19 protein-coding genes and 1 pseudogene are annotated in these 17,903 nt (G+C 36.1%); 1 reads left to right on the plus strand and 19 read right to left on the minus strand.

Annotation, left to right across the window (positions count from 1 at the left end; translation table 11 throughout):
* Positions 1-161: 161 nt before the first annotated feature.
* From P0Y49_11065 to P0Y49_11090, 6 genes and pseudogenes are all read right to left on the minus strand, one after another.
* Positions 162-2,048, minus strand: a complete 1,887-nt coding sequence (locus P0Y49_11065; GenBank protein ID WEK21675.1) for a gamma-glutamyltransferase — start codon at positions 2,046-2,048, stop codon at positions 162-164.
* An 83-nt stretch (positions 2,049-2,131) separates the two neighbouring features.
* Positions 2,132-2,590, minus strand: a complete 459-nt coding sequence (locus tag P0Y49_11070) for an SgcJ/EcaC family oxidoreductase (GenBank protein ID WEK21676.1) — start codon at positions 2,588-2,590, stop codon at positions 2,132-2,134.
* A 116-nt stretch (positions 2,591-2,706) separates the two neighbouring features.
* Positions 2,707-3,027, minus strand: coding sequence for a hypothetical protein (locus P0Y49_11075; protein WEK21677.1), 321 nt, complete (start codon positions 3,025-3,027; stop codon positions 2,707-2,709).
* A 249-nt stretch (positions 3,028-3,276) separates the two neighbouring features.
* Positions 3,277-3,834 carry a restriction endonuclease gene (locus P0Y49_11080; GenBank protein WEK21678.1) on the minus strand — a complete coding sequence of 186 codons (558 nt, stop codon included), beginning with the start codon at positions 3,832-3,834 and terminating at the stop codon, positions 3,277-3,279.
* Positions 3,740-4,123, minus strand: a complete 384-nt coding sequence (locus tag P0Y49_11085) for a hypothetical protein (GenBank protein WEK21679.1) — start codon at positions 4,121-4,123, stop codon at positions 3,740-3,742. The genes P0Y49_11080 and P0Y49_11085 overlap by 95 nt, the downstream gene beginning before the upstream one ends.
* A 21-nt stretch (positions 4,124-4,144) precedes the next feature.
* Positions 4,145-4,447: pseudogene (locus P0Y49_11090) on the minus strand (ATP-binding protein).
* 437 nt (positions 4,448-4,884) lie between these two features.
* Here P0Y49_11090 and P0Y49_11095 point away from each other — a divergent pair.
* Positions 4,885-5,769 carry an AraC family transcriptional regulator gene (locus P0Y49_11095; protein WEK21680.1) on the plus strand — a complete coding sequence of 295 codons (885 nt, stop codon included), beginning with the start codon at positions 4,885-4,887 and terminating at the stop codon, positions 5,767-5,769.
* Between the two features lie 151 nt (positions 5,770-5,920).
* Here P0Y49_11095 and P0Y49_11100 read toward each other — a convergent pair whose 3' ends face one another.
* From P0Y49_11100 to P0Y49_11160, 13 genes are all read right to left on the minus strand, one after another.
* Positions 5,921-7,150, minus strand: a complete 1,230-nt coding sequence (locus P0Y49_11100; protein ID WEK21681.1) for a RidA family protein — start codon at positions 7,148-7,150, stop codon at positions 5,921-5,923.
* 53 nt (positions 7,151-7,203) lie between these two features.
* On the minus strand, positions 7,204-9,228 hold the full coding sequence (locus P0Y49_11105) for a TonB-dependent receptor plug domain-containing protein (protein ID WEK21682.1): 2,025 nt from the start codon (positions 9,226-9,228) through the stop codon (positions 7,204-7,206).
* Positions 9,229-9,250: 22 nt separating this feature from the next.
* A complete protein-coding gene (locus P0Y49_11110) occupies positions 9,251-10,132 on the minus strand; it encodes an urea transporter (protein WEK21683.1) in 882 nt (293 codons plus the stop codon).
* 35 nt (positions 10,133-10,167) lie between these two features.
* Positions 10,168-10,866, minus strand: coding sequence for a hypothetical protein (locus P0Y49_11115; GenBank protein WEK21684.1), 699 nt, complete (start codon positions 10,864-10,866; stop codon positions 10,168-10,170).
* A gap of 7 nt (positions 10,867-10,873) precedes the next feature.
* Positions 10,874-11,671 carry an urease accessory protein UreD gene (locus P0Y49_11120; GenBank protein WEK21685.1) on the minus strand — a complete coding sequence of 266 codons (798 nt, stop codon included), beginning with the start codon at positions 11,669-11,671 and terminating at the stop codon, positions 10,874-10,876.
* 4 nt (positions 11,672-11,675) lie between these two features.
* Positions 11,676-12,314 carry an urease accessory protein UreG gene (ureG, locus tag P0Y49_11125; GenBank protein WEK21686.1) on the minus strand — a complete coding sequence of 213 codons (639 nt, stop codon included), beginning with the start codon at positions 12,312-12,314 and terminating at the stop codon, positions 11,676-11,678.
* An 18-nt stretch (positions 12,315-12,332) separates the two neighbouring features.
* Positions 12,333-13,031, minus strand: coding sequence for an urease accessory protein UreF (locus P0Y49_11130; GenBank protein ID WEK21687.1), 699 nt, complete (start codon positions 13,029-13,031; stop codon positions 12,333-12,335).
* Positions 13,024-13,527: an urease accessory protein UreE gene (gene ureE / locus P0Y49_11135; GenBank protein ID WEK21688.1), complete on the minus strand. Its 504-nt coding sequence runs from the start codon at positions 13,525-13,527 to the stop codon at positions 13,024-13,026. The genes P0Y49_11130 and ureE overlap by 8 nt, the downstream gene beginning before the upstream one ends.
* A gap of 102 nt (positions 13,528-13,629) precedes the next feature.
* Complete coding sequence (gene ureC / locus P0Y49_11140) at positions 13,630-15,351, minus strand: urease subunit alpha (GenBank protein ID WEK21689.1); 1,722 nt, start codon at positions 15,349-15,351, stop codon at positions 13,630-13,632.
* Positions 15,348-15,719: an urease subunit beta gene (gene ureB, locus P0Y49_11145; GenBank protein ID WEK21690.1), complete on the minus strand. Its 372-nt coding sequence runs from the start codon at positions 15,717-15,719 to the stop codon at positions 15,348-15,350. Before ureB ends, ureC begins: the two co-directional genes overlap by 4 nt.
* Positions 15,720-15,737: 18 nt before the next feature.
* Positions 15,738-16,040, minus strand: coding sequence for an urease subunit gamma (gene ureA / locus P0Y49_11150; GenBank protein ID WEK21691.1), 303 nt, complete (start codon positions 16,038-16,040; stop codon positions 15,738-15,740).
* Between the two features lie 965 nt (positions 16,041-17,005).
* A complete protein-coding gene (locus P0Y49_11155) occupies positions 17,006-17,155 on the minus strand; it encodes a hypothetical protein (GenBank protein ID WEK21692.1) in 150 nt (49 codons plus the stop codon).
* Between the two features lie 76 nt (positions 17,156-17,231).
* On the minus strand, positions 17,232-17,813 hold the full coding sequence (locus tag P0Y49_11160; GenBank protein ID WEK21693.1) for a helix-turn-helix domain-containing protein: 582 nt from the start codon (positions 17,811-17,813) through the stop codon (positions 17,232-17,234).
* Positions 17,814-17,903: the final 90 nt, after the last annotated feature.

A 17,903-nucleotide genomic window follows, 5' to 3' on the forward strand; every position in this document is an offset into this window, starting at 1 on the left:
TCCAGATATTACCTACTTTATCTTCTAGAAATGAAGATGGCTACGAATGTATACCACCAATTATAATTATCATAGTGCCACTGCTACCAATTAGCTTATTCGCACAATCTATCTTTAACATAAAAATTCGGAGATATGATAAATGAACCAAATAACTGGTACTACCAGCCTATCCCATAATCCTCGCCGTGATTACTCGAACCGCCCCACATACTTTTATGTTTCCAATCAAAGTAAATGGCATTAATTGGCCCGCTGGTTCTATCACTAAAACTCAATATATAACCCATTTTCTTTAATGCCTCCCTTGTTTCATGGGAAGTATTACTGTTTAACAAAATCTGGCCGGGTTTTGGCATTCTATCTTCAGTTTTAGTACCTCCCAAAGAAAGCCATAATTGATTTGTATTGATATTTGGTGCTTCTGCAGCCTGCTGTACATTCATTCCAAATTCTGTCATATCTAAAAAGAACTGCAATAAATTCTGATCCTGAGTATCTCCACCCTGCACAGCAGAAGACACATAAGGTTTACCGTCTTTTAAAGCTAAAGAAGGCGACAAGGTTACTCTTGGACGTTTACCAGGAGCTACAACATTGAAAGGATTAATTGCAGAATCCAAAACAAAACTTTGCATCCGCTGACTCATCCCTATTCCTGTATTTCCAGCAATACAAGCTGGTAGCCAGCCACCGCTAGGTGTTATAGAAACAACCCATCCTTCTTTATCTGCAGCTTCAACAGAAGTTGTGCCCAACCACAATCTCTCCTGATAGATATTATCTGGAGTATTATTGCTCATATCATGTTTAGGTGCAAAATTTCTTTTAGTGGTATCCAGTTCAAACCCTCTGGATTTAAGCAATTGCAGATAAGGGTTTACTTTGCCTTCATAAGGATAAGGATCACCAGGGCCAATATTAGGATTATTAGATTCAAAGCCGATCAATTTAGCTCTATCCTTAGCATATGCCTTACTCAATAGCCCCTGCATAGGTTCTTGCGGACTAAAATATGGATCTCCATAATAAAAATCACGGTCGGCGAATGCCAGATTCATGGCCTGATAAATGGTATGAATATATTTTGGTGTATTAAAACCCATCGCTTTGAGGTCAAAATTCTCCAGAATATTTAATGCCTGCAACATCACCGGCCCTTGTGTCCATTGCTTCAATTTGTAGACATCAATACCTTTATAGTTAACAGTTAATGGCTCCTCTTCTAATGGTTTCCATTTGGCCAGATCAGCCATCGTAATTAAACCTCCCTGCTCTTTGCTGCCTCTTACAAATTCTTGCGCAATATCTCCCTTATAAAAACGATCATAAGCAGCCATTAATGCCTCTTTTCTCGATTTTCCTCGTTTTAAAGCCGCTTTTTCGGCATCAACCAGCTTGGTTAAAGTGGCTAACAAGTCTTTCTGTTCAAAAATTTCACCAGTCTCAGGAGCTTCACGCTTTTCTCCTGGATGTGTCAAAAACACTTTCTTGCTATAAGGCCATTCTTTGATTTTGTCTTTTCCGCGTTCCATACTATTGGCAGCCTGCGCTTCTATTGGATAGCCTTTGGCCAATTCCATAGATGGACGCAATACCTGCTCCAATGTCATCGTACCATAATTAGCCAGCATATAAATCAACCCTCCAACTGTTCCGGGTGTTGTTGCGGCCAATGCTCCATATTCTGGTGGGAAATTATAGCCTTTTGCTTTAAAAAATGCTGGTGTAGCACCTGTAGGCGCAACTCCCATCGCATTAATAGCAATAACTTTTTTGGTATGAGGATTATATAAAAGAACCTGCGTTTCGCCTCCCCAACTTAATGTATCCCACATGGTACAGGTTGCTCCCAGCATAGCACAGGCAGCATCTACTGCATTACCTCCTTGTTGAAAAATCATGGACCCTGCAGTTGCAGCCAAAGGCTTTCCAGTGATGGCCATCCAGTTTTGACCATGTAAAACAGGTTTTTGAGTTTGCTGCGCTGCTACAGGTTGAGCAAGGCATAAAGAAGAAATAGCGAGGGAGGTTAGTAGTCTTTTCATATAAGTTCAGATAACAATATCTATAATATTTGCGTCTTTTGGAAGTTCGAAAAATTCCAGAAACTCAATGGATCTTTTTGGGACTACCTTGAGATAACTGTATTTTGGTCATGTGTTAGAAGCCACTTTCTCTTTTCTTTTACAATTATATAAGTTTTTATTTGTCGCTCATTAGTATGTAACTTTCCATCTGGTGTTGTAAAATTACCCATTTTATGAATCACATTAGCTATCGCAACTGTTGGCGATATAAAGTAAATAGCAATACTTTCAGTTTTCATAGAAACTCCCTTTAAAAATCCCTGATGAACTGCTCTTACTTCTTTTAACACATTCTCTCGCCCAATAGAAATTCCTCCATTAGGGTTTAAATGCTGCCAATCCTTAGTTGTATATAAATTAGCTTTTTTAAAACTCCCGTCATTGAAGTCCTCTTGAAAATCACTTACAACCTTAGCAACTGAAGTTTTGTCGTTAGATGTTTGTCCAAAGCTGACACAAGCTGTAAAACTTATCATTATAAAAAACAATGTAGATTTCATATTTTTCCTATTAAATGTTTAATATTTTATTTGTGTATACACAACGTGTTCAATTAAGCTAAGGCTATATATATTTTTGAGACCCTAAACTATAACAAAAATAATGATTCTTGAAGTTAGTTTCTGAGTAATCCCCGGGTGCTAAGCTTGCCAGTATCCGGATGTCGCAACGCAGGATAGAAATCAATATTACTGGTTTCTGATGAAAAAGCTGCATCTTTCACTAAAAGGAACTCCGTTGCTTTGAGTTCTTCAATCGGTTTCGTCTTGATTTCCCTAATCAGTAGTTTTTTGCCCTGTAATTTCACCTGCCGGGTTTTCTGTTTGTACGCCTTGCTATTGCACTTTAATGAGCAAAACCGGGTTACCGTTGTCTTACCAATAAAGTCATTTCCGCAGTATTCACAGATCAATTTGATCGATATATTTGAACTCACCTGAAATAAGTTAAATACATACAAAAGTATGTAGAGGTGTTTAAAGGCGAAAAGCAAAAACCCCTCTGAAGCATATTTCAGAGGGGTTTTCTATATTTCTATTTCGTGTTATTTTGTATGTTTATTTCCCAATACAGAAAGTCATCAGCCAATCATTATCAATAAGTTATATTAAATACTCTGAAAACTGTAATATAGTTAGGTAGAGAATATGAAAATAAAGGTAACAAATAGAAATGGGCTCAAAATTTATGAAATAACAAGTCCAATCTTTAACCCTAGTTTTTCCTTAAAATCATCGGGAATATCATTCCAATGAACCGTCAAAATATCAACAAGTTGTTCTCCATTAATTAGTCCTATTCTAGGAAACCCCGACTCATTAGCAATTTCTTGTGCTCTTTTTTGAAACTCTGCTGTGGTAATAAATGCTCCTTGTCCTCCTGATGGAATATTTGACCTTAAATTTTTTACTACATTATGATTTATTTTGGAGCCAAGTTTATATCTCTTAGCCTGAACAAAAATTTTGATCTTGGCTAATCCAGAAACATCCAATTCACCAGTTGCATCTACTCCCCCATCTCCTACTTTCCCCTTATGTTCTGAACCTTCAAAACCTAACGCTGATAAAATATGAGTAACTAAAATTTCAAATTCTTTATCGTCTAATTCTAATATTCTGTTTAGAACTAATTTATAATAATCAAGCTTAACTTCCTGTGTGCAGCAATAAAGTAAGGTGTAGTGTTCTTGAATGGCTAATAATATTTGTGGCGATATCCAATCGGAGTACTTTTCCTTCAAAAACATTTATTGAGAGTTCCTTACTAAGTTTACATATACCATTGTAAAGATCATCTTTAAAAGCTGTTTTTAAATTAGTGCCAAAAATATATGCTGTAAGGCTTCCTGTTATATAAACACCTCTTTCCTTTATTGATAGGAAAAAGTCTTTGTAGTGACCTGTTGTAACTATTAATTCTCCCGTTTCATTATAGGTATATTTTTTGTCAGTCAATATTGTTTGAAGTGATTGAACATAATTATGAGGAAGTTGATCTTTTTCTATGAATGTTTTTAATGAATCTATCATATAAGTTTTTTTTATATTATTCTACTTGCCGTTCAGTAGCATTTTGAATTCGTAAAGGAATTTACGTTCACCTTTCTCGCCTAAATCTGCTAAAAGTTTCAAGAGCTTATTTACATCTATCGTTATACCATTATAGTTGGCTTGGTCGTTAACTTGGTCGTTTATTGGAAATGTCATCCTGGTAAAATTTTCCATAAACCGGAAACATTCTTTAGGATAACTTTCTAAAATTCTTGGTACACCTGAACCTAATTGTTCTACCATATCTAAATCTCTGAAAACTCGCATTAGTTCTTTGTTTCTAGGAATAGAAACTCCTTCAAAAAACTCTTCCTGATTTAATGCGTCAGGTTGCGATTCTTACTCAAATTCAGGAGTCAAGAGCGGGATATCAAAACGTTCTTTAACTGTTAAAGGCCCATCTAATTTACAAAAACCTATACTGGAATAGTTTCCTTTTCTCACTGCTCTGTAGAATAAATAAAGAAAATCCCCTTCGCTTATGATCGCAGGATTCAAAACCGCTTCATTCTCAAAGTCTAAATCTGTTTTTCTTAGTATTATATGATAAATCTCTTATTAATGAGTAAATTTACATCATCAGGTTTAGTGACATTTATATCTGTTTAAAGAAGTAAAATCGAAGCCTTATTGTTTTTAAACTATATAATTCAATATACAACAGTATTTTAAAAATTAATTTTTAATCCTATATCGCACCCTATACATTTTGCCTTGTAGCTTTAGAAAATCAGGTTTATATGAAAAATGATCCGAAATTAATTAGTAATTATGAGTACAAAAAGTTCTTTCTTCCGGATATAACAACTCACAATCTCTTTAATAATTCCAACTTGCAACTGTATCGAATTGAAAATTACTTAAAAAAAATTGTAATACCAGTTAATCCCTATCAGACGACTTTTAACTTTCTGATTTTTGTAACAAAGGGATATGTAAAGCAACAGCTGGAAACAGCTGTTTTTGAAATTAATGCTAATGAAGCGCTAAATATTAAACAAGGAAACTTTACAGCAACATTAGCCCTTTCAGAGGATGTTGAAGGTTTTTTTGTTATTTATGAAAATGAGGTTATCACTCAGATTGCGTTAAACAATAGCGTTTTAAAATTCTTTGACGCTTCTCTCTTCTCCATTTCAAACCCTACTACCATCAATTGGCTTATTCGTTTATTTGAATTATTAGAACAAGAATTAAACGAAGATAAACATAGTAATGCGATAACTATAGCTCTTTTTCAATCCGTCTTATTAAAAATTATAGGCACAGAAAACAAAGAGAGCGGAGCGCTCAACCGCACAAGCTCAATCTCTTTTCATTTTAGGGAATTAGTACAGAAAAACCATATTAGTCATAAAACCATCGATTTTTATTCTGATTTATTACAAATATCAGATAATTATCTCAATAAATGTGTTAGGGAAACTACCGGGAAGCCCCCAAAACAATGGATAAGTGAAATTACGATCCAGCACAGTCAAATTCTTTTGCAAGATATTTCGAAAGAAATAGCAGAAATAGCGTTTGAATTAAATTATCAATCCCCTTCTTATTTTTCACGTATATTTAAAAAACTGGTAGGACAGTCTCCTTCTGAGTACCGATCACAGTTTTTAAAACAATAAAATTTACAATTTAGTTCTAAAAGTGAAAACGCTTATAAAGGATATTTAAAAATCCTGTTATAAGCGTTTTTTTATTCTCTAAAAAGACCCTGCTACAAAATAAGCGAAGTTTTTCAGTGACATGAGATCAAAACATAAAATAATCTCGTATTTAGGCAGGTGTGCCTTCACTGTTGGATGCAACAGCATCAACTTGGATCAAAGCATTCATAGGAATAGCAGCAACGCCAATTGTTGTTCTTGCAGGCAAGTCGTTTTTGAAAAATGCTGTGTAGATTTCGTTTATAGCATCAATATCTCCAATATTTTTAAGTTGGATATTTATTTTAACAATATCGTCCATATTGTGGTCGATACTTTCTAAAATTGCATTGATATTGTTTAAACACTGCCCAGCCTGCTCTTTGATACCACCAACTACTACTTCATTCGTTTTTGGGTCTAACGGTAATTGACCTGAAATATGATTGTAATGAGAATAAGCAACGGTGTGTGCATACGAAACTTTTGGTGCATTTTCTGTGTTGCTTGATTCGATTACCAGTAAGCGGGCGTCTTCAGGAAGTTGTGGAGGTGTTCCATCACCGTGTGATACAACAGTATCAATTTGTACCAAAGCCCCCATAGGTAAAGCTGAAGCATTTACAATTGTTCTCGCGGGAACATAATTTGGAAAGAATTTTGCCAAAACTCCGTTTACTACTTCAACATCTGAGATATTTTTAAGAAAAATAGTTGTTTTAACAACATCGTTCATAACGTGGCCGATACTTTCTAAAATTGCTTTAATGTTTTTTAAGCACTGCTCAGTCTGCTCTTTTACATTACCAGCTACTATTTTGCCCGATTGAGGATCGATCGGTAATTGCGATGAAATATTGTTATAATGAGAAAATGCTACGGTCTGCGCATGTATGCTCTTTGGTGCATTTTCAGTATTTCTAGTCACTTTAATCAGATCTAAAGCTTTTTGTGGAGTCGTACCTTCACCGTTTGAGATAAGAGCATCTATTTGTAACAAAGCACCATCCATAATAGGTAAGGCATCCACTGCAACAGTTGTACGTGTAGGAAGGTGGCTTTTGAAGAATGTTTTATAAACTTCGTCTACGGCCTCAGTGTCTGAAATATCCTTTAGAAAAATAGTCATTTTAACAACATCGTCCATAACATGGTCGATACTTTCGACAATCGCTTGAATATTTGCTAAGCATTGCTTTGTCTGCTCTTTTATTGTATTACCAACAATTTTCCCCGTTTTAGCATCAATAGGTAATTGCGCTGAAATATTGTTGTAATGAGAGAATGCTACTGTTTGTGTTGAAACAGGGTTTTTTGGTGCATTTTCTGTGTTTCTTGAATTTTTTTTAATGTCGCTCATAATATTATTTGTTGTATGTATTTATTTTTTGTTTAATTCTATTTGTGTAAGCATTAAAATCTATAACTTATTCCTGCTTTTATAGCCAGGGGCGTCCCGGGCGTAAAACATAATTCTGATACTGAACTTGTTTCATTTCTAAGTCTGGTTTCTGTTTCAAATTGCGCTTCGTTCCATTTGCGGTCAAAGATATTTTGAACCTGCAGATTTACTTCCCATTTTTTCTTTCCATATACCAGTACAAGATCATTGACCAAATAACCTCTGGTTCTTACTGAATTATCTTCAGTAGCAGGTTTTGAATCCATATAACGGTATCTTAGATTTGCCAAAAAGCCTGAAAGAAGTTTTACCGCTACTCCTCCAGTACTTGTAAGGGCAGGAACTAATGGAATATAATCTTCTCCTTTAGGCTTTTCGACGGCACGTGCATGCGCATAATTGATGTCTCCATCCAGGTATAACCATGAAAATGGTTGGTATCGCAAACTTAAGTCCAGCCCCCAACGACATGTTTTCCCTGATGGTTCTACGACAGCTTCATCTCCCACATAGACAAACTCTTGTTGTAAAAACATTTGCCAAATGGCAGGTTGAATAATTATATTGGCTGTTGGTCGAAGAATAACTCCCAGATCACTTCCAAAAGAATAAGGCAGTATGTCTTTGCCATCCTGTGCAACCACAACTCTAACGTCATTTGAGTGAAAACCAAAGCCAGATTTAACATACCACTGTACATTACTATTTTGCGTATAGGAAATATTCAGTTTCGGACTTACTCTTGTCGCCGAAGCTTCTTGAGCGGCGGGAATACTTACAAGTCGATTGTGAAGATTAAAAACAAAATGATCTAAACGTACTGCGGGGTTTATCGTCCATTTCCCGACTCTCCAATCAATTGTACTATAACCATGAACATTAATTTCGGTCGCAGATACATCAGACATTCTGTCCAACAATAGATCACGCTGAAAAACATGACTCAATTGTAAATCTTTGATATCATCCAGACGTAAACCTAGTCCAGAGGTCCAGGTCATACTACTATTCTCAAATACAAACCTTCGAATATACTTGTTCTCAAAACCATAAATAGAACGATTGTCGGTCTGCTGAATCTCATCTCCATGAACAGGATCTTTCAGAAAAAAAGTAAAATCTGAAAATAGATTAAAATCATACTTAGAATAGAATAAATTACTGGAAACCTCTTCTTTTTCACTAGCCAGATACCTATAGCTTACCGCAAAGTTTGTTCTTGCAGTACTTCCACCTTCAGTAGGATCTATAGACCCCCATCTACTAATAATCCCTTGTTCTACAGCTCTTTCAGGAATCTGACCTGAAGCATTCCAGCCCGAGGTAAATGTAGACCCCAGAATGGATAGATATTGTTTCCTATCAATCCATTGATTGTATTTGGCTAAAAAATTAATACGATTAAAATGCTGTTTGATATCAAATGGTCCATCAGAATAATTGAACTCGCTCGCTACATAGAAATTCTTATCCTGACTATTTTTATTTAAAAGATTGATCATCGTTACGGCACGTATGGTATTAAAAGAACCACCTTCAATTTTGAAAAGATTATTCTCTAATTTGTCAAATGTGTTAAAATTCACATATCCAGAGGTATTAAAATCTCCTTTATCAGCATAATAAGATCCTTTGCCAAAATCGATATCCCTGATCGTTTCTGGAATCAGAAAGTGTAAATCAGCATATCCTTGTCCATGTGCATGTGAGACTATATTTACTGGTATGCCATCAGCCATAACGCTGATATCGGTTCCATGATCATTATCAAAACCGCGCAAAAATATTTGTTCTGCCTTACCACCACCAGCATGCTGAGCAATAAATAGTCCGGGAACCTTTCGCAATAAATCCTGCGCGGAATTTACTGGTATCATTTTTAAATCGACTTTCATTATCTGCTTTCTGAAATCGCTGTTACTAATAATTATTTCACGTAGATGTACCGTATCTGCTTCTGACTTATTTACCACCTGAGCCAATCCATTTTGTCCTGATAACAGTAGTACAATCCCAATAAAAAGTTTGCCTCTCATTACGATTTATCTTCTTCTATAATTAATGGCTCCTGTTTTTTATTTTATTTTCAAAATGACTCACCAGCTTTTTTAGAGCAACAATCACCCACATAGATAAAACAAATGGGAACGTAAGGGTAATCCAGCCATTCTCCATCATAGAAACATCGAAGTAGGTTGCAATTACTACAGATATAAATACATAAACTCCATCCCTCGGTTTTATTCCACTACATGCAATTCCGCATAAAACTGCATTAAAGCTAAACATGCCATCATTGATTAATTGCACAGAATCCTTATCAAAACGTGCAACGGCTCCCGCGATAAGCGCTCCCATGAGTCCATACAAGGCCGCAGTAGGATTTTTCACAAAGACACCTAAGAAAAACAATAATCCCGCTAAGAGACTTCCTTGAAATATCACCTGGCCATATGCATGGGCAACCACTGTGAAGTCTCTTAATTCACTTATTGTTGTTAAAGCTTTAGGAACGTTTAAAGTGGCAAGACCAAAGTGTTTAATTGTCAAAACAAAACCTGCCGTAACCACGATAAATGGAAAAGTAAAAAAGGGAATTTTTTTCCGAAGAGAAAATTCCATTAAAAACGTGCTGAGTATAGCCCCTAAAATAATTGTAAGCCATATAAATGGACTAGTTTCGAAGAAGAAAACCAATCCTACTCCAATTAGCGTCGCATTAAATCCGTACAAACCAGCTTTTATATTTTCGTCACTGAACTTACAAATCCTTGCTGTTGCAGTTCCGATGATAGAACACATCAAAGCAACAACGCCCATAAGTATAGAGTCATACGATATCGCAATTAAAAACAGTAAACCCGTCCAGGCACTTTCCTGAAGCATGATTTGACCAATGCCCTTGAGTACAGTTTCTACTATTGCTTTTATTTTTTTCATTTTTTTATATTTATACAAGTAAAAAATTGTTTGAATTACCAACCAAAAAAGACCATCCCAACACCGCATGCTAAAACTACTGCTCCACTAATTGCAGGAGTATAACGTTCGAATCTTTCTGTTTTGAAAAAAGAATATCCATAAACTCCCAAAAGTACCATTCCAAGCATAGTCAAAACTGTGCTTAGTGTAAATACACCGATAAGAGTGGAAATTTCCGGAACGGAACGATTCAATCCTGAATAGAATAGCAGGGGAATCAGTGGTTCACTTGGCCCCATCACAAAAATGGCAAATAACACCAATGGGGTTACTTTAATTCGATTTGCAGGCATAACCACTTCCCCGTGTTTGTGCGAATACACAAATACATCTTCCCCCATCACATCAAAGTGCTTGTGTGCTTTATTTTTGTAAGCAGCCCAAAGCCCATAACAAAAGTAAATTGCGCCAAATAAAAGCAGCGCCCAGCTCGCAATGTTACCGCGGAAATCCTGAAAAAATGTTATTTTATTGATTTGCCAGCCTAAGAAAACTCCAACAAGTCCTAAAACTACTGAACTCAGAATATGTCCTAAACCGCAAACAATGGTAAGCATAATTGTTCTGGACATATTCCATTTGCGTGAACGCGATAAAACAATAAATGGCAAATAATGATCAGGACCCGAAGCAGTATGAAAAAAACTGATACTGATGGCTGTAATTGATAATGCTATTAAATTTGAATCCATAAGCTGCTTAAATTAGTATTGCTATTTTTTCTTCCCAAAGCACGCTCTGTACCTTTCTGAAGAAATCAAACATCTGCTCTCCTCCGTTGCCTAGAATTCTAATGACAAAACCCCTGGCTTCAAGCGCACTGATTCCAAATGAGACATTTTCCAATTCTTCTAATTCTTTAAAAAAGTATTCGATATGATCTTCCACATCTTCATTTTTTGTATTTAGATAGACCAAAGTTCCTTGATGCGTAAAGCCTTCCAGTAAACCCATAGCCGATAAGGGCATAATATCTGGTCTTAACAGGACATTGTCCTTTAAAATGAGTCGATCGTGGTGATATACTTCCAGTAAGTTCTGAAAATGAGCGTATTTAAAAGTTTCTCCGTGATGTTTACGACCGCAGGTAATGATTTCGCTTATTGTTAGCTCACAATCATCTTCGATGTTAATCTTGTTATGACTTTTGAAAGTAGAACCTTCATGAGGCACAACGGGATGTGGTACATAAGAAAATGAAGCTCCTTTATCGATTTTGACACTCATGATTTGCGAAGCACTACCTTCCATATTAAACAATCGCTGGTAGGATTGAGATTGCAATTGCAAACGTGCATTTTCTTTGACATTCACTTGAATATCATAGGCATCACCACTTAAAATTCCCGGCGATGAACTCATGATCATCAAATACGAAGCTCCATCTGATTTATACTGTCCCACAGGAGTAATCCTGAAAGGCTGCGTAAAGTATGCATCTCTTAAAAATGATTGTCCCTCCCGTTCTTCTACTTCAATTTTTAGGGTACTTAGCATTCGATTATCGGATTAAATTTGGTTCTTCAACATCTTCCAGCAATGCATATTTCCTGATCCATCCTATAACCTCATCAATTCCTTCTGTAGATCTAAGGTTTGAGAACACAAATGGCGCTCCTTTTCTCATTCTCCTTGCATCATGTTCCATCACTTCGAGACTTGCACCCACATAAGGCGCTAAGTCAATTTTATTAATCAAAAGTAAATCAGATCTTGTGATGCCCGGACCACCTTTGCGAGGGATTTTCTCTCCTTCGGCAACGTCAATTACAAAAATAGTCACGTCAGCAAGGTCTGGTGAAAAGGTTGCAGAAAGGTTATCTCCACCACTTTCGATAAGGATTAATTCGATATCGGGAAAGCGCGAAACCAATTCGTCTACAGCCTCCAGATTCATACTGGCATCTTCACGAATTGCTGTGTGAGGGCAACCTCCTGTTTCTACTCCTATGATTTTATCCTTTGGCAAAAGACTATTTTTCACCATATATTCTGCATCTTCTTTAGTGTAGATATCATTGGTGATTACTCCTAAATTATAATCGTTTAGCATTTTTCGGCTTAAACGTTCTAATAATGCTGTCTTTCCTGATCCTACTGGTCCCGCAACTCCTATTTTTACATATTTTCTTTCTTCCATTTTTCTTTTTCTTGTTTTTTAAGACATGTATAATCTTGAATAAAGCCTCTCGTGTTGCATGCAGCGAATATCAAATGCGATATTGCAAAGTCCCACAAGCGCTCTATCTATTGTTAATGTTTCTTTTGCTAATTTTTTAATAAGGGATTGAAGTTCGAATAAAATATCTTGCCCTTCCAATTGTCCAAGAGGCACAAGCTTAACCGAGTTGGTAATCATCCCAATGGCTGCGTTGTAATAAAATGCAAATAAGGCTTCGGCAAGTGGTATTTCTAATAACTGTGCGTACATCCCAAAGGCAATACAATAATGTGCACTAGCTTCTTTGTTCGCAATTGCTTTTTCATAGTCATTAATGATATCAAAAGCCTTTTGTCTGCGAAAAATTTTAATTAATCGAATCCCTAGTTTTTGGCTTGCCTCTCGTAACTCACGTGGACTCTTTAAAGCACTACATTCTTGATCAAGTTTAATTATAGTTTCTAAATCATTATTAGCTGTTGCTTCATACGCTAGTTTTAGGAATGCTGCATCATTATATTTAATGTTATACATTAACATGTTTGTAACAAATACTTTCGCTGAAGCTACAGTACATACCACCTCAACCTGAACGTAGGTCTCCAATCCATTGGAGTGGGAATATCCTCCAATAGGCAAAGTAGGATCTGCCAAATGAAGTAGACTTCCTAAATAGGTGTTTTCTATATTAGTCATTTGAAGCTGCTATATTTAGAATTTTAGTAAATAGTGACGTGCTACCATGTCCGTGTGGTGCTACATTTGATTTCAGCAAATGCAAAAGTTGTATTTTCTGTTTTTCAGGTGAGTAGCCACTGGCTTCCAGCCATCGAAACATTGGCATTTCAAAAGGCATCATAATCTGATCGTTCTGAATAAATAATGGAAGATGCTTGTTTCCAATTTCATAGCAAATGGTGCCCATTTCTAATAAGGATGCAGGTGTCATTACTATCGCTTCACAAGGTTTGATATGCACTACGACAACTTTTTTGCAATCTTGATAGAGAATATCATCTTGATGCAATCGTTGTCCTTCCTGAGTGAACTTAATAGCGATTTCCATCCCTGCATTTGTTCGCCTACGCTGAATTCTCTTTGTAGCTTCAAACCATTCTATTTCCAGTAAATCAACCTCCAGGCCTTCAATTGATTGTGTTTGCGTGTTTCCGATTACCTGTTGTATAATCATTCTTTTTTCTTTTTAAGGGAGATATTTTTTGAAACTCCCAATCCGAGTGTTGACCCATTTATTCCTGCTATAAATGTTCGATTGCTTGTTTTATTGCTTTAATTAAAACAGGAAGTATAGTTGTGCTAATGGAAGTTTATTCACTGGTTCGCAAGTGATTTTCTCTCCGTCGATTGTCACAGTATAGTTTTCAGCATTTACCATAATCTCTGGTGTAGCATTGTTATGAATCATATCTTTTTTACCAATGTTTCTACAGTTTGAAACCGCTAATAAGGTTTTTTCCAAACCATATTCTTCGGCAATATTATTATCAATACTTGCTTTAGATACGAATGTGAAAACAGTTTTTGTCAATGCTCTTCCGTATGTTCCAAACATATTGCGCATAATAATAGGTTGTGGTGTTGGAATAGAGGCATTAGCATCACCCATTTTGCTTGCCGCAATAAAGCCCCCTTTTACAATAATCTCTGGTTTTACCCCAAATAAGGCTGGTTTCCAAATTACCAAATCAGCAATCTTACCTACTTCTATCGATCCAACATGATTGGATATTCCGTGAGCAATTGCAGGGTTGATTGTATATTTTGAAACATATCTTTTTGCACGGAAGTTGTCGTTTTTGTTTTCGTGATCTTCTGCCAAATGACCTTTTTGTTTCTTCATCTTGTCTGCCGTTTGCCATGTGCGGGTAATTACCTCACCAATACGACCCATCGCTTGAGAATCGGAACTCATAATACTAAATACGCCCATATCTTGAAGTACATCTTCGGCTGCAATAGTTTCAGGACGAATACGTGAATCAGCAAAAGCTACATCTTCTGGAATTAGTGGACTCAAGTGATGACAAACCATCAACATATCTAAGTGTTCATCTATCGTATTTGTAGTGTAAGGTCTGGTAGGGTTTGTAGATGCGGGCAATACATTTGGATACATCGCTGCCTTGATAATATCAGGCGCGTGACCACCACCAGCTCCCTCGGTATGGAAAGTATGAATGACACGTCCTGCAATTGCATTCATCGTATCTTCAAGAAATCCTCCTTCGTTAAGCGTATCGGTATGAATGGCTACTTGCACATCATATTTGTCCGCAACTTTTAGAGAAGCGTCTATCACTGCTGGTGTTGCTCCCCAATCTTCATGGATTTTTACTCCTAATGCTCCTGCTTCAATTTGCTCTGCAATTGGAGCTTCCATAGCCACATTCCCTTTTCCAAAGAAGCCAACATTTACCGGGAAAGCTTCTGCAGCCTGTAACATTCTCTTAATATTGTATTTTCCTGGTGTAACAGTCGTAGCATTTGTCCCATCCGCAGGACCTGTTCCACCACCTATCATTGTGGTAATACCGCTATACAAAGCAGTTTCCATTTGGGTAGGGCTAATAAAGTGAATATGTGTATCAATTCCTCCAGCCGTAACTATATAGCCATGTCCTCCATGAACTTCTGTTGAAGCCCCGATGATCATTCCAGGGGTGATATTATCAGTAATATCTGGATTTCCTGCTCTACCAACTCCAATAATTTTTCCATTTTTAATTCCGATGTCTGCTTTTACGATTCCCCAATGGTCAATAATCGTGGCACCCGTAATTACAAAGTCAAGAACGCCTTCGTCACGCAAAGCTGTTGAAGATTGGCACATGCCATCTCTAATTGTTTTTCCACCGCCAAATTTTGCTTCATCTCCATAAGAGCAGAAATCTTTTTCAATTTCTATAATAAGGTCGGTATCTCCTAAACGTATTTGATCTCCTACCGTTGGACCAAAAATGCTGGTATAATTTTTCCTGGTTACTTCTAAACTCATGATTTTACATTTTTAAATTTCCCTTCTTCTAATCGTTCTAATGCAGCAGCTTTATTTTGTGGAGATAAGTCTCCATCAACTAAATTGTTGTGACCAAAAAGGCGCTGACCTCCACCATATTCAGTTAATTCAATCTCTTTTACCTCGCCTGGCTCAAATCGCACAGCTGTACTGGCAATAATATTTAATCTCATTCCGAATGCTTTTTCCCGGTCAAAAGACATCATTCGATTCACTTCGAAAAAGTGAAAATGGGAACCTACTTGTATAGGTCTGTCACCAGTATTTGTAACTTTAATTTTTATTGTATCGCGACCTTCATTACAAATGATATCGCTATCCTTAAGGATAATTTCTCCTGGAATCATAATAGTATGTTTTTATAGTTATCGTACCGGATTGTGCACTGTTACCAGTTTAGTTCCGTCTGGAAATGTTGCTTCAATTTGTATATCATGAATCATTTCCGGAACTCCTTCCATCACATCTTCTCTGCGAAGAAGTGTAGCGCCGTATTGCATTAATTCGGCTACTGTCTTACCATCGCGGGCACATTCCAACAATTCACTACTGATAAGAGCAATGGTTTCAGGATAGTTTAATTTTAAGCCGCGGGCTTTTCTCTTTTGCGCTAGTTCACCTGCAGTATGCAGCATTAGCTTCTCAATTTCTCTTGGTGTTAGATGCATAATAATATATTTTAGTTTAGTTTAAAAAATGATCGCGTGTAGTATTGAAATCCCCATAACTGATCTCTTTTAGATTAGTTATGATTTTTTTAGATGTAATAAAAACGGCTTAAAACGATAGGAATAGCGACTTTTCCAAATAGATAAGTCTAGAAGTACATCTTTTTTGGCGAAGACTTATAACTATTTATTTGTTGCGAAAAATTTAATGATCACTTAAAGACATAAGTGTTGTCCAATTAAAATAAAATTTTCAGTACTCTTTTCTAATTTTAATTAAAAACGAATCTAATTTTATTACAAAATAAACGTGCTTAATTTCAATTTTAAAAACGGATTTGTAAGTTATGAAACAGGATATTTCTTGATATGTTTCGAAAAGGAATAATGTTTCGTTCCAATAGTCCTTGATTGTTCAATTTTATACCTTCTGTATAAATAAAATAGTAATCACTTAAACTTATACCATTTAAATTAAGTGGAGATCCAAACAAATGACTACTATATTCATTCGTTTCAAAAGTATCCTCCGATAAGATAAATTCGAATTGACTAGAATCTGATAACGCTTTTTCAAATTTAGCCTTATTGGGAGTTAAGGCCTCAAGAACTGATTCAGTTGTTACCTTACTATTTATCCTCTTTTCGGCACAATTGCCATAACTATATGAGATAGTTAAGAGGCAAATTTGTAAAAACAGGATATAAGCTAACTTCAACATGCAGATTTCAATTATTTAGAATTGTTCCCTTTATACTACAAAAGTAGTTGAGCTTAAACAGAGTTGAGTAGCACAAATCTTGACTTTTCTTTTCTAAATTTAAAAACAACAGAAGTTGACATTATTAAAAATGTCATTAAATGTCTTAGATGCTTACCGCATTCCGTGCCGCAGGTGAGTACTTCCCAAATCCAAATCAATAGATCCATCAATATCCTTATCTAACTGGTCACTCATTAAATTTTATGTACCCATCAGACCGGTATAATCTGCCAATTGCGCTAATGCACGCTCTGCAATTTCTGTTTCGTTCACCATAATATACATCGAAATGTCATAGATTCCATGATAGACAATTGGTATTGAGGGGCTGCATAGTCGAAAATATGCCAATCTATTAGGCAAATAGCCAAATAACTTTATAAATGTTCATGACTAAATTTCTAGAAGCACCTGATCTACAGATGCGTTACAAAACGTGAAATGCAAAAAACGATAAAACGACAAATATTGACAAAATAAGCTCAATATACACATGAGCACCCTTTTGGAACTTGGGAATATTGTGTTTTAAGATTAAAGAATGTAAAGCTTTCGAAGACATCCCTGTTACTTTTTCAGCTTCACCAATAGTGTAGAAATCCTTTACCTTGAGTGGCTTTGGCTTCTTTAAGGTAATCAATGGCACCCCTGGCTCCTGTTGAAATAGTTTATCTATTTCTATACGCGGAATCAGCGTTTTCTTTTTCAGGATATTTTTAGCCTTAATTTTCCCTGCTTTTATAAGACTATAAATAGTTTGTCTGGAACTGTTTAGTAACACTGCAGCATCCCTAACCAAAAGGAACTCTTTTGCTTTGAGTTCTATCATTGGTTTGGCCTTGATTTCAAACATCCGTTGTTCTTTGCCCTGTAATTTCCCCTGCATGATTTTATGCTTATAGGTCTTTCTATTGCACTTCATGGAGCAATATCGGGTTACAGTTGTCTTTGCAATGAAGTCATTCCCGCAGTATTGACAAATCGTATTGATCTTTATATTTGAACTCACCTGAAATAAGTTAAATACATACAAAAGTATGTAGACGTGTTTAAAGGCGCAAAGCAAAAACCCCACTGAAGTATATTTCAGTGGGGTTTT

It is taken from the genome of Candidatus Pedobacter colombiensis, assembly GCA_029202485.1.
Lineage (GTDB): Bacteria > Bacteroidota > Bacteroidia > Sphingobacteriales > Sphingobacteriaceae > Pedobacter > Pedobacter colombiensis.